Raw genomic sequence first — 13,950 nt, forward strand, 5'->3', positions numbered from 1 at the left:
CTGAAGGCCAATAAACCAACTGATCGCAACGCTTGGAAAACAAAAGAGATCCCGAAGAAAATCCGAGATCTCTTTACCCTGTTAGGTTTGCCCTTGCCACCGCGAGTGTTCCGGGACTAGGTGCATCCCCGGGAGTTTGGGGTCAAAAATTATTTTGCTTCAGCGATCAGATTGCAACCGCATCCGCTGCAGGCTCAGCACGGTGCTGCCGATAACGGATATACCAAAGCACTGCGCCGCCGAGGAGACTCATCCAGAACTTGCCAAGCACCTGTCCAAAAAGATAATCCAGCGAACCGAAGGCGAGCGACAGGAAAATCATGCTGTCGACCACCGAACCCACCAGACCGGACACAACTACTGCCGAGCTTGGGAAGCGCCGACGCATCGGCGTATAAACAGCAAAATCAGCAAGTTCAGAAAAAAGAAAGGCCGCTGTGGAACCAAGCACCACAGCCGGGTCTGCCAGCAGATAAGAGAGCAGCGCACCGGCGGCAATAGCTGCCACCGCCCAGAGATTGCCCAAAATCGACTGCACCGCATCCCGCAAAACAAGCGCGAGACCCGCTACCATCACGGCCGAAGGCGACCAAACGCCGGGCCAAACAGGAATAAGACACGGGCCGTGGGGGTCGCAGACGAGCCCCACATTGGTCACCACCCAATTCCCAAGCGGAATGGTAAGGATGAAGAGAACGAGGCTGATGAGGCCGAGACGGCCGATGCGGCCCTGGGGAAAGTTGAGGTTGAGCGCCACTTTTTCACTCCTTCGCGGACGCCTGCCGACAGGAAAAGCCGGAGCGTCCTTCAATTGCAAAAGATCGGCACCCGTCGCAGGCGGTTCAGCTGCCGGCACCGAAAAAGGTCATCACACGGCGCGGAAGGTACCATAGGTCTCCTGCGAATTTAGGGCCCTCCGGGAACCCCACGTGGCCGCCTTCCTCCGGGAATTCGCCCACCACAGACGAGCTCATCTCTGCGGCCGTGGGAAGAACCCAGGCAGGCAGAAACGGATCGTTCTTAGCATTGAGCAGGAGGAGTGGCACACGTACGCCGGGAAGATACTGCTTAGCCGAACACTTCTGCCAATATTCCATGGCTGAAGAGAAGCCGTGCACCGGCGCCGTATAGATGTCGTCGAAATCATACATAGTCCGGCACGCTTGTGCCTTTTTTAAATCAAAAAGATCTGGATATTGGCGGGCTTTATCTTCTAATTTGCGCTTCAAGGTCTTAAGAAACATGTCCGCATAGAGCGCATTGACACCCTTGCTCATGCGTTCACTGCCCGCGACGAGATCAATCGGAGCACAAATGGACACTGCCCCTTCGACCAAGCCAATCGCCTCACTGCCCAGATCGCCAAGGCACTTCGTGAGCTGATTGCCGCCAAGACTCACGCCGACGGCATAGAGCTTTGCATTGGGAAAGCGTGCTTTCACAGTATGAAGCACCCAGCTGTTATCGGCCGTATCACCAGCGAAATAAGCTCGCGGCTTTCTGTTCATAAGTCCGCCGCAACTGCGGAAATGCGCCACCAGACCACGCCATCCGAGTTCAGCGCATTTGGCCATTAGCGCCTCCGCATAATGACTATCGCTGCCGCCCTCGAGGCCGTGAAAGTGCACAAGCACCGGAGCGTTCAGATCTGCGGGCTCCGGCGTAGACCAGTCCCACGCAACGATATCGCCGTCGGGCGTTTCGACGATCTCCCGGCGATAAGCAATATGCGGACGTGCAGTAACACGGGCCGGAATGACGGTCTGCAGGTGACCTCCCGGACACCAAGACGGAGCTTGGTATAAAGACTCGGATATCGGCATAGTTTGAAGAAAAAAAGATCGACGTCGGGCTTCATTAAGTCCTATACGGGTTTACCCGACATTTTGAACAAATGAGCTATTTTAGTGCGATGCGGCTTCAATGCTTAATTTTGATCTGCTGCAGTCCATGCATTTTTATTTGCCAGGCTCTGCGGTGCCAAATACGTGCCGCCGAAGATCAAGCACCGTGTTGCGTTCTTCCGCAACCAGCTCCGGCGGTACACGAGCCGGAACGCTTTCACCAGCATTGAGGCGAATTTCATGCTGGAGCGCCCGGTAACGACGATAAGCACGTACGGCAGCCTGGGCAAGATTACCGTCAATGAGACCCAGGCGGGCGCTCATTTCCAAAAGCAGAATATTGCCGAAATTGTTGACCAGTTCTGGATGAGAAGCGCTCCATCCAAGCACCATGAACTGCACAATAAACTCAACGTCTACCATGCCGCCTCGACTGTGCTTCAGATCAAACTGCGTTGTTCGATTGGGGTGGCCTTCCAGCATCTTCCGGCGCATCTCGAGCACTTCGGCTTTAAGCGGTTCGATTGCTCGCGGCATACGCAGAATCTCCGCACGCTCCTGCTCAAAACGTCTGCCGAGCTCCGGATCTCCGGCCACAAAGCGTGCTCGGGTAAGTGCCTGATGTTCCCACAGCCAAGCCCCATTGCCGTCCATATTTCTCTGGTACCGCGAAAACATCTCGAACGAACACACGGCGAGCCCATTTTCACCATTCGGACGAAGCCGCAGATCAACGTCAAAGAGTTTCCCTGACGAGGTCTGTACGGTCAGCATGCTCATCATGCGGCGAACGAGTCGACTGTAAATCACGTCGGCGTCAGGATTAGGGTCGTCATAGAGAAAGACAATATCCAGATCACTTTGATAGCCGAGCTCCTTTCCCCCAAGTTTGCCGTAACCAATGACAGCGAATTTCGGGGGCTCGTCAGGATGGTTGGGAAGGCTCGCCCACGCAAGGTCGAGTACTTCGGCGATCACGGCATCGGCAAGTGCGGAGAGTTGATCGGCCAGCCGCTCGACCGCGAAGCGGCCGTCCAGATCAGCAACAAGCAAACGAAATACTGCGCCATGGTGAGCATCGCGCAGATAATTGATCTGACGCTCCTGATCGCCCCCTGCCGAGGTTAAGGCCTCATGAAGCGCATCCCGCCACTTCGACCAATCCACCGGCGTGAAGTCGTCCATTTCGGTACTGCGTGCATCGACCAGCTCGTCCAACACAATGGGATGACGCACGACATAATCGGCGCTCCAGCGACTGGCAGCTAAGACTCGTCCGACACGTGCGCAGGCACTTGGATATTGATATAGCAGCGCCGCATAGGTTGAGCGTCCTGCAATTGCTTCAAGAAGCTTCAGATAGCGGCTCAGCTCTTCAGCCTGACTAATGACACGAGGCCCTGCACCCTCGACCCATTGCGGCGCTCGCTCTACCACAAACTGAACCAATAACCGCAAGCGCGTGCGGGCTTCTTCAGAAAGCACCGCAGACCGACGTCCGGAAACCAATGCCAAGATGCGTCCGGCAAGCTCCTCCGAGGCATCGCCGTAACCGAAACCTCTGAGCTTTTCCTCAAGCAGCATTGGAGCCGAAGGCGCCCCTTCGGACCAGCCGAGCGGCCAAGCATCTTTGTCCTTCACCTCAGCTTTTTCAGCATTGACATGAAAAACGCCGTCGAAAGTCGCCGCCACGAATTCACGCACCTTCTCCACTTCAGCCCACAGCTCTACAGGGGCGGCGCCGAAGAGACCTGCAGCGCGTTCGAGTGTTTCGCCCGAATGCGGAAGCCACTGTGTCTGCTGATCATCCACATATTGCAGCGCATGCTCAAGATCGCGCAGAAACACATAGTCCGTCTTTAATTTTTCCCCGACATTAGGCTGAATAGCCCCTGCATGCACCAGAGCGTCAATCATCCTCAACGTACTCTTTCCACGCAGTTTCATATCACGACCGCCGCGAATCACCTGCAATGTCTGCACGATGAATTCAATTTCACGAATACCGCCGCGGCCGAGTTTGACGTTGCAGCCTTCTCGGGCACGCAGCGCCTCGCGGCGGTCAGTTTCAGCACGAACCATTTCGTGGAGCTTCGTAAGTGAACTAATCGCACTGAAGTCCAGATACTTGCGAAAAACAAACGGCGTCACCAATGACTGAATATCAGCCTTTTGAGCCTCAAACTGCTCAGGTGAGGCGAATACCGGTTCGCTCACGATCCGGCCCTTAAGCCAGGCAAAGCGCTCCCAATCGCGCCCCTGCGTATAGAGATACTCTTCGAGCATCTCGCTCGAGCAGACAATCGGTCCCGCATCCCCGTTTGGGCGTAGCCGCATGTCAACGCGGAATACAAACCCTGGTCCTTCAACATCATTGAGCGCAGGAATAATCCGGCGCGCCAAACGGGCATAAAACTCCGACACTGCGAGCGTACGGCGGGCATTGGGGTATTCCGGCGTTGCGCGCGTTTCCCCGTCTTCACTGTAGAGAAAAATAAGATCAATGTCCGATGAGGCATTCAGTTCGCACCCGCCCAACTTTCCCATGCCTACCACAAGAAGATCTTGCGGCGCTCCGGATTCGCCAAACGGCACTCCATGACGTTCTGAGAGCTCTCGAGCACAAACCCGTACAACCGCACGCACGCTTTCTTCAGCGAGTGCCGTCATCGTATCGACGACTTCGTCATAACCGCAGCACCCAGTTGAATTGCGAGCGATGAGACTCACCATGAGCTCTCGCCTGAGCTGCCGCAGTGCATAAGCGAGCTGCGTACTGTCCGTGACGCCGCGTACCCGCTCAACAATGCGGTCGCGCGTCCAGGGCGCAGCAGCCAAATCTTGGAGACGATGCAGACGCTCGTCATCACTTCCCGCCGGCAGCATTGCTTTAAGCGAGCGATCAACAAAACTCGACAATTTAGGCACATCCTGAAGATGAATTTTGCTGAGCACGAGAGAGTCGAACGTCATGATGAAGCGTGGCTGAATGCAAATATCAAAAAACAACACTGCCAACAGTGGCCAGAAAAAAGAATACCTCTCGAAACATATATGTGAGCGCTCAATGCGTTGTATTCAATGGCGGCAGATACAAACCAAGGAATTTGTCTCAGTCTTCATGGGTGATAATTCCTATAGTTCGTACTCCCGACAATCCAACTACCAATGCTTTCAGAAGACGAAAAAGGCTCACCCAGGACTCTCCTGCGCGAACGTGTGCTCGCAGCACTCGGCTGGCTGCTCCTTGTCGTCTTCTTTATCGCATCAATTTTCATATTGACCGCCCGCTGGTTCGTTACCACCCAGCTTTCCAGTCATTCGGACGAAATCGCCGCTTTTATTGCGGAAACAACCGGCATCGACATCACTGCAGAGCGAATGGACGTCGGCTTCACTGTCATTCATCCAGTGATATCGCTCCATAACGTTAAGCTGTCCCGCCACGGAGGCCCCGTTTCACTGAGTCTTCCTTCCGTTCAAGCCGAACTTTCCTGGAGTTCACTCTGGCATCTTGAACCGCGCTTCTCAACGCTGATCATCTCTCACCCAACTCTTGATATCCGCAAAGTCGACGAAAATCATTGGGATGTAGCTGGATTTGCCATTAATACCAGTCTCTCTACGACTTCTTCCGAAGCCGAAGCCGGACAGCGCTTTTCGCGTTGGCTGTTCGGGCAGGGACGACTAATGATTGAAGACGGTACCTTCCGCTATCACGATGAATCATCATCGACGAACGGCCCGCTGACACTCGAGCGCGTAACCGCTGTATTTCGCCAAGAACTCTTCGATTACCGGACTGCCGTTTCAGGAATTCTCATGGAAGGGAGTACGCCTCGGTCATTTGATCTTCGCGCCCGCATCCGCAAAAACATATTTGCTTTGCCTGACAACCCGCTGACCTGGTCGGGAGAGCTTTACGGAGACCTGGACAGAATCCGTGCCTCTGAACTGCTCAAAAATCTCGGTCTCAAGGGGCCGCTCTACTCCGGTATTGGCTCGACCCGTTTCTGGGCATCTTTTGAGCAAGGCCGCGTCACATCCATTACTGCTGATCTTGCGCTGGCAGACGTTCGTGCACAACTTGCTCCCAAACTCGCCGAACTGCGTCTTCCCCGGCTGACGGGACGGCTTCATTATGCAGACGACGGCAGTCAAACCCGTTTTTCGGCCAAGGACTTCACTTTCACCACGATCAATGACGCACGATTCGGTCCCTCGGACATTGAAGCGCAATGCGACCATGACGTCTCCGGCACCGTTATTGGATGCAGCTTTAAAGCCTCCGAATTGTCGCTCTCAAACATTGCCAAAATTGGTACATCCTTACCGCTCCCAGCTGCTGCACTCAAACTGCTGAGAGATCGGCCTTTTTCCGGCACGCTTCGACAACTTAACGCCTCTTTCAACGGCGACTACGCCGATCTGGGGGCCTGGACGTTTTCAAGCTTTTTTACAGGTCTGTCGCTGCCCCCCGCAAATGACGGCATGCCTGGCGTTCGCAACATTTCAGGCGAAATCTCAACATCGAACCCTGGAGAATTCGAAGTCGACCTCGACACACACTACGCCACGCTCTACTTCCCGGGCATCTTCCGGCATCCGCAAATGAATTTCTCATCCATCACCGGACGCGTGTCAGCCGCACTGCATTCGACGCCGAAATTCACATTCACGAACATTACTGCCGTATCAGCTGACGGCACAGTCCGTGGCTCTGGCACATGGGAAAGTACCGGAGGCGCAGGCACTATCAACATTTCCGGGACAGCTGAAGGAGTTGATGGTGCAGCAGTCCACAAATATCTCCCCATCGTCGTGGGCGACCCTGCACTCGACTATGTTGAAGCAGCAGTGCTGGCTGGCCGAGTTTCCAATGGACGGTGGGAAGTTCGCGGAAAACTCGATGACTTCCCTTGGGACGGTGCCGCCCCACAGGAAGGACACTTTCTCATTGAAGGAGACGTCACCGACGGCCGAATGGACTTTATGCCCTCACGCCGAGCTGTCACACGCTCGGGGCGTACGGAATGGGCTCAAGGCGAACATTGGCCGCTGCTTACCAACATCGTCGGCCGCATGCAGTTTGAAGGAAACCGCATGACGATCACAGGGCACTCAGCCAGCAGCGGCGGGCTGAAAGCTCGAGACGTCGTGGTGGAAATTCCTTCATTTGCCGCAGATCCGGTCATGCTCACCGTCAAAGGTGCAGCTGAAGGAGATCTGAAAGATGCACTCGCCTATCTCTCGACAACGCCTTTTCTCAAAGAGATATACGGCGAGAGCTTTGATCAATCCAAAGGATCGGGCTCAGTCCAAACGATTTTGGACCTTGCGCTGCCGCTGACCGGCAACAACGCCCCAAAGTGGTCGGTAACGAGCACGATATCCAATGGTCGTTTCCAATATCTGCCGATACTTCCTGAAATAACGCAGCTTTCCGGAACTCTTCTCACCGCAGACTCAGGCGTTTTAACCCCCAAGCCTCTCGTTGGCAAAACAAGTGCTGGTCCCATCACAATTTCTGCGACGCCCAATAAGAATGAGGCGCAGCTCAAAATCGTCGGCACCGTCAGCGGTACAGACATTGAGCGGCTAATGACCGGCACGGCTGTAGTGCCGATCGTCAAACATCTCTCCGGCTCGGCCCCTTACTCGGTTGACACCCGAATTTCCTTTGCCGACGGTGCTGTGCGCATTACCGGTGAAACACCTGCCGTCGACATCCTCTCCCCGCTCCCTGCCCCCTTGGAAAAACCTGCCGGACGAACCGCAAACACTCAATTCACATTTTTTACCAAGGGCGGAGCAACCAATTTAGAAGTCATCGTCGACAAACTTGTATCCCTTGACCTCCACTGGCAAGGAGACGCCCTTGCTCGCGGCTGGATCGGCATTGGTCTTCCCATGAGAAAAATTGACTCTGGTATTGAGGTCGGCGTCAAGGCGACCAAACTCGACGCAGCCGATTGGCTTGGCATTTGGGATGAGATTGAAGACCTTGTCAGCACTTCACAGCCCAACTCTTCTGCAAAGACCGGTGCCAAACCCAGCAGTCTTGCGGCGGCTGCCTTGAACCGTCTCACCAAAATTGAAGTAGATATCGACGATATTTCTTGGAAAGAATCTCAGCTTGGCGGACTCGTCGCCACACTTCGACAGGTCCCTGGCATCTGGCATCTGCGCGCCAACGGCGGGGTTGCCGCCGGACAGATCGAATATCAACCCAAAGCCGAGAACGGTCGAGGTTTTCTTTCCGTAAAACTCAACCGACTCAACCTTCCGGAGCTGCCCGCCGCGGAAGATAAACCGCAGAACGTTACAGATCCCGTTCCGCCTCAGGCCCCTGAGCCCTCAACGCTGCGGGTGTCAGATCTGCCTGACATTTCTCTCGTGATTGACGAGCTCTCTTGGGGCAAACGCCGCATCGGCAAGATGGAACTTACCGCTGCGGCGGATGATCCCCTCACATGGCGCATCCAGAACCTCACTATCCGCAACCCCGGCGCCACTATTTCGGCCCAAGGCGCCTGGAGTACGACAGCGCTCGACCCGGTCGGCCGTACATCTGCCTCCTTTAAAGCCAATGTCATTAATGCCGGAACGCTGCTCACCAGCTTAGATGTGAAGGATGCTGTGCATGACGCGCCTGGCAATGCCGACTTTCAGCTTTCTTGGGCAGGGCACCCGGGAGCCTTCAATACGCCGACGCTTTCGGGCAGATTCCACGCTTCTGCCGGCGCTGGCCAGCTTCTTCAGGTTGAACCCGGTGCGGGACGCCTTCTGAGCCTCATGAGCATGCAGCACCTGCTGCAGCGCCTTACGCTTGACTTCCGCGATGTGCTCAGCAAGGGCTTTCGGTTTGACTCCTTTCGCAGCGAGGGAACGATCAACAACGGAGTGCTCCACTTTACTAAATCTACTGTCGCCGGCAGCGCAGCTACTGTAGTCATTCAGGGAGATGCAAACTTTGTCACCAACCTGCTTGACATCAAGGCGCTCGTGCTGCCGAGCCTTAACGGTGAAGCAGCCTCCCTTGCCGTAGCCATCGCCAACCCAGCCATCGGCATCGGTTCCCTGATTGCCCAATGGATGTTTAAAGATCAAATTTCCAGCATTCTTTCAAGCGAATACAGCATTGCTGGGCCCATTGATGATCCGATCGTAAAGAAGGTCGAATCCTTTGGTACCCGCGTTGAGCGTCTGGAGGACCGCGCCAAAGAAGCCGTTAAAGGAACTGTACGCAAGCAAACGCACGAGAATCAGTGAGAAACCTTTGCCTCGATTCGTTTGACGCGGGATAATTTCCTTTTACGTTTCAATCACCCGCATACAGCGATTTTTCCCGTGTTCAGCTCCTTTAAACTGATGACGCCCATTGTGTGGCTTACGCGACTTCTTGTCGGCGCCTACCCACACTGGCAGGGTTGCGCGCCGTCGCCGCGCCAGCGCATCTACTTTGCCAACCATACGAGCCATCTTGACACTATTGTGATCTGGGCATCGTTGCCTCCGGAACTGCGTCGACACGTTCATCCGGTTGCGGCAAAAGACTACTGGAGCCGAGGCGCCATTCGCCGCCGCATTGCCATCAATGAACTCAGATGCGTTCTTATTGACCGCCGTCGAGCAGATCATGCCAATCCGCTCGATCCGTTGCGCGACATGCTCCGTACCGGTGACTCGCTCATCATTTTTCCCGAAGGCACTCGTCGCCCGCAAGCCGAGCCGAGTCCCTTCAAGTCCGGCATCTGGCACTTGATGACGGAATTCCCGCATGTGGAATTTATTCCGGTCTATATCGAGAACCTCCACCGCGCTATGCCTAAGGGTGTTCTGATTCCAGTGCCTACTGTCTGTTCCGTTCGCTTCGGCGCCCCTATTCCTCATACGCCGCAGGATTCCAAGGAAGACTTCTTGAATCGCTGCCGCAATGCTGTTATTGATTTGTCGAAAGCATGAGACTCGGATTCACAATTCAAGAGGCCTACGCCTTCCTTTTCTTCGCGATGGTGATCCTCGCTGCCGCAGGTTCAATTTACGTTTCCTGGTCACTCGGGCGTGAAATGACACCCGAGCGCCATCATCGGCTCACCGCAGTTCGTTCACGACTGCGCATGGCTTGGTGGCTGATCGCCGTTTTCACGATCGCCTTTTTGCTTGGCATGCCGGCGCTGCTCATCTTCTTTGCGTTTTTGAGCTTTTTTCTCCTTAGAGAATTCATCGCCATCACGCCCACCAAGCCTTCAGACCACTACGCACTTGTCATCGCCTTTTATGTGGCGATTCCGATTCAGTATGTCGCCGTGGGATTTGACCTCCCTGAGCTCTATACACTCTTTATTCCGGTTTATCTCTTCCTGGCACTGCCTGTCATCATGGCACTCTCTCAGGATACGGACCGGTATTTGGAACGCGTTGCCAAAGTTCAGTGGGGCATCATGCTTTGCGTCTTCTGCCTCTCACATGCTCCAGCTATCGCGACGCTAGATCTCACCCGCTACAACTCCAGCGGTCCGCTCCTGATGCTCTTTTTCCTGCTTGTCATCTTCGTATCGGACCTCTGTTCAGCCATTGCAAGCCTGCTTCTCGGCGGTCGCACACTCAAAACGAATATCAACCGCACTGTGCTTGGCGTTCTTTTCGGCGGTCTTGGCGGCATTCTGGCCGGCACCTGTATGTATTGGATTACTCCATTTCGTCTCTGGCAGGCTGTATTGATGGCATTTGCCACGGTGTTGGCAGGCGCTCTTGGCGACCTCGTTTTCAACAGCGTGCGACGCAGCATGGGCGGAGAGCGGCTTGCCGACGAAAGCGATCTCTATATGACACGCGGACTGCTTGCCCGCCTAGCCCCCATCACGTTTGCTGCACCAGTCTTCTATCATCTGACGACAATCTTCTTTATTACGTATAAAGACGTCTTCTAAGGCGCCATAAAAAACAGCAAAAACCCGCTGTCGGCATTTCCGAGAGCGGGTTTTATATATTGACCAAGTTCAGGGAGTTGGGCTCCCCGAGAATCAGCGGCGACGCTGACCAGCGGCCTGCACGGGCGGACGGCCTTCAATGTGGCGGAAGGTAATGCGGCCCTTGCTGAGATCGTACGGAGAGAGTTCAAGCGAAACGCGATCGCCGGCGAGAATGCGAATATGGTGCTTGCGCATCTTGCCGTTTGTATAAGCGATCAGTTCATGACCGTTATCGAGTTTCACTTTATAGCGGGCATCCGGAAGTACTTCCAGAACCTGGCCCGACATCTCAATGAGATCTTCCTTTGCCATATATTTCCATCGTTTGGTGAACAATCCGTTATCGCCGGCCATTCAGCTGTTTGACGCAACGGCATGTTTGAAGCGGCGCATTGTATCACCAGTCTCCGGCGCAATCATGGTCTTAGGCCAATCAAAATCTGTTTTAAGTGGTGGAAGTACGTGTTCTTCCTTAAGCCATGAGCAATCCACCCTTAGTACTATTTCAATTGTCCGCAGATTTCATTACCCCGCGGAACCTCAATTCAAAAGCTAGCGGCGACTTGGGAAGCGCGCCCCAGAGCTTCTTCTCAGCGTCCGCAGGAGACATTCATGAAGTCCGTTCTTGTCCTTTACTACAGCCATGGCGGCCATACCGCCCGCATTGCCCGCCGCATTTGGGAAACCATCATCGCTGAAGGTCATAAGGCCGATCTGATGGGCATCGTCGAAGCTGACCGTGAAGGCGTTGATTGGAATAAATACGACACCGTAATCATCGGCTGCGCGGTCATCTACGGCAAGATGAATCGCGAACTCGTCGCCTTCGTTAATCGCTTTAAGGCCGTGCTTGATGCCAAGGCCACGAGTTTCTTCTCGGTGTCGCTCATCGCCCGTGCAGAGGCAAAGTGCACCCCGGAAGGCAACCTCTACACGCGCAAGTTCCTCGAAAACAACCCCTGGAAGCCTAAGGACGCACACTGCTTTGCCGGTAAGGTCGACTACCCGAACTGGGGCTGGCTCGATACCAAGGCCATTCAGATGATCATGAAGATGACAAAGGGGCCGACGGAACCCACAGCCATCATTGACTACACCAATTGGGACGACGTTCCCGAATATGCCCGCCACTGCCTCACGCTCCAAGCCTAAAGCACTATGCGAGCATCGGCAGCATCTGTTGACTTCCTGCAGCAGACGCTTCCGACATCAGAAAGCCGACTCAAAGCACGGGTTATCCCGCACACTTTGGTCGGCTTTTAGCGTTTAAGCACTCGTTTTTCATGAGTTTTGTCCGCTAAACTCATTAGTTCCCACGATTTTTAGCCGGATTCATCATGTCTGAATTTCCTTGGTTTGCGTCCTATCCTCAGGGTGTGCCGCACGAGATTGATCCTGACGTTTATCCGAACCTCTCCGCCGTGCTTGACGAGTCGGCAAAGAAGTTCCCCAATCATGTCGGGTACACCAACTTGGGCGCCGACGCAACCTATGCGCAGATGAAGGGCTATGCCGAATCTTTCGCTGCATACCTTCAGTCGCTCCCCGACATGAAACCCGGCGACCGCATAGCGTTGATGATGCCTAACCTGCTGCAGTACGTTGCTGCCGTGTTCGGGATTCTCAAGGCCGGAATGGTGGTGGTGAACATCAATCCGCTCTATACGCCGCGCGAAGTCAACCATACGCTGAAAGACTCCGGCGCCAAAGCCATCGTCGTCATTGAAAATTTTGCGCGTACTGTGCAAAAAGCACTAGACGGAGCACCATGCTGCCATTTCATCACGACCGGTGCAGGCGACATGCTTCCTTTCCCCAAGGGCTGGCTCGTCAATTTCATCATCCGCCGAGTTAAAAAGATGGTGCCGGAATATTCGCTCCCCAACCCAGTAATGTGGACGGATGCACTCAAAATTGGCCGCCGCCTCGGCTTCAAGCCGGTTGAAGTGACAAATGACCAGCTTGCATTTCTCCAATACACCGGCGGCACCACCGGCATTGCCAAAGGGGCAGAGCTCACTCACCGCAATGTTGCAGCCAACATTCTTCAGGTTAGTGCTTGGATTTCCAGCACTTTTAAAGAAGACGAAGAGGTTGTACTGACTGCACTGCCGCTCTATCACATCTTCTCACTTACAGCGACATTGGTGTTTACCAAATGGGCTGCGACGATGGTGCTTATCACCAACCCGCGAGACATCAATAAGCTTGTCGGCGAATGCATCAAACAGAACGTCTCCGTCATCATCGGCGTCAATACACTCTTTGCCGCTATGCTTCGCTCGCCCGCCTTCACGCCGCACGCTCTCAAGAACTTGAAGTTCACCTGCGGCGGCGGCGCTCAGGTTCAGCGCGTAGTGGCTGAAGATTGGCTCGCCCGCACAGGTGTCCCGATTCTGGAAGCTTACGGTCTCACCGAATGCAGCCCCGCCGTCTGCGGCAACATTCCGGGCGCTCCATGGGATGGCTCGGTGGGCGTACCAGTTTCATCCACTGAAGTCTCTATCCGTGGCGACGGATTCCGTGATCTGGGTGTCTGCCCTGAAGGGGCAGATCCGGCCGAATACACGGGTGAAATTTGCGTGCGCGGCCCGCAAGTTATGCGCGGCTACTGGAAAAAGCCTGAAGAAACCGCCGCTGTGATGCGTGACGGATGGCTGCGTACAGGCGATGTCGGCCATATGGATGCCAAAGGTGTAATTTCCATTACCGACCGCAAGAAAGACATGATTCTGGTATCTGGATTCAACGTTTATCCGAACGAGGTTGAAAACGTTATCGCCTCGATGCCTGGTGTTCTCGAAGTTGGTGTCGTAGGCGTTTCTTCTCCCAAATCGGGAGAAAGCGTTAAAGCCGTCATCGTCAAAAAGGACCCCGCACTCACAGCCGACGATGTAAAGAATTACTGCCGCTCACAGCTCACTCGATATAAAGTCCCGCATCAGATCGTTTTCGTGGATGCGCTTCCGAAAACTGCTGTCGGCAAGATTTTGCGCCGCGAGCTTAAAGATCTCTAACCTACGTATTTGTCTTCCAACCCAAACTCCCGGAGTACTAGATCTTTAAGGGGTTGAGGCTCATCAAATCAGCCTTGAATGTTATTTAGCTCATTCTGAAATTCCTGCAATTTT

General features: G+C 54.4%; 9 protein-coding genes. 5 read left to right on the forward strand and 4 right to left on the reverse strand.

Annotated elements, in window-relative coordinates:
• Positions 1-166: 166 nt before the first annotated feature.
• The 3 genes from DES29_RS11570 to glnE form a co-directional block, all read right to left on the reverse strand.
• The gene (locus DES29_RS11570; protein WP_005429579.1) at positions 167-757 is read right to left on the reverse strand and encodes a VUT family protein; all 591 of its coding nucleotides are present in this window, start codon (positions 755-757) and stop codon (positions 167-169) included.
• Positions 758-842: 85 nt separating this feature from the next.
• Complete coding sequence (locus tag DES29_RS11575) at positions 843-1,823, reverse strand: YheT family hydrolase (protein WP_005429578.1); 981 nt, start codon at positions 1,821-1,823, stop codon at positions 843-845.
• A 135-nt stretch (positions 1,824-1,958) separates the two neighbouring features.
• Positions 1,959-4,817: a bifunctional [glutamate--ammonia ligase]-adenylyl-L-tyrosine phosphorylase/[glutamate--ammonia-ligase] adenylyltransferase gene (gene glnE, locus DES29_RS11580; protein WP_113854921.1), complete on the reverse strand. Its 2,859-nt coding sequence runs from the start codon at positions 4,815-4,817 to the stop codon at positions 1,959-1,961.
• Between the two features lie 195 nt (positions 4,818-5,012).
• On the opposite strand from glnE, the gene DES29_RS11585 reads away from it, so the two are divergent.
• The 3 genes from DES29_RS11585 (at position 5,013) to DES29_RS11595 (ending at position 10,777) form a co-directional block, all read left to right on the forward strand.
• Positions 5,013-9,116 carry a YhdP family protein gene (locus DES29_RS11585; RefSeq protein WP_113854920.1) on the forward strand — a complete coding sequence of 1,368 codons (4,104 nt, stop codon included), beginning with the start codon at positions 5,013-5,015 and terminating at the stop codon, positions 9,114-9,116.
• A gap of 99 nt (positions 9,117-9,215) precedes the next feature.
• Entirely contained in the window at positions 9,216-9,809 is a 594-nt protein-coding gene (locus DES29_RS11590; RefSeq protein WP_016475143.1) for a lysophospholipid acyltransferase family protein, read from the forward strand.
• Entirely contained in the window at positions 9,806-10,777 is a 972-nt protein-coding gene (locus tag DES29_RS11595; protein WP_005429574.1) for a phosphatidate cytidylyltransferase, read from the forward strand. Before DES29_RS11590 ends, DES29_RS11595 begins: the two co-directional genes overlap by 4 nt.
• Before the next feature lie 93 nt (positions 10,778-10,870).
• Here DES29_RS11595 and infA read toward each other — a convergent pair whose 3' ends face one another.
• A complete protein-coding gene (gene infA / locus DES29_RS11600) occupies positions 10,871-11,131 on the reverse strand; it encodes a translation initiation factor IF-1 (protein ID WP_016475144.1) in 261 nt (86 codons plus the stop codon).
• A gap of 300 nt (positions 11,132-11,431) precedes the next feature.
• On the opposite strand from infA, the gene hemG reads away from it, so the two are divergent.
• Together hemG and DES29_RS11610 are read left to right on the forward strand one after the other, a co-directional pair.
• Positions 11,432-11,971, forward strand: a complete 540-nt coding sequence (gene hemG / locus DES29_RS11605; RefSeq protein ID WP_005429571.1) for a menaquinone-dependent protoporphyrinogen IX dehydrogenase — start codon at positions 11,432-11,434, stop codon at positions 11,969-11,971.
• A 185-nt stretch (positions 11,972-12,156) separates the two neighbouring features.
• Positions 12,157-13,836, forward strand: a complete 1,680-nt coding sequence (locus DES29_RS11610) for a long-chain-fatty-acid--CoA ligase (protein ID WP_016475145.1) — start codon at positions 12,157-12,159, stop codon at positions 13,834-13,836.
• The last annotated feature ends 114 nt before the right edge of the window (positions 13,837-13,950 follow it).

Origin of the sequence: Sutterella wadsworthensis (assembly GCF_003315195.1) — a bacterium.
Taxonomy (GTDB): domain Bacteria; phylum Pseudomonadota; class Gammaproteobacteria; order Burkholderiales; family Burkholderiaceae_F; genus Sutterella; species Sutterella wadsworthensis.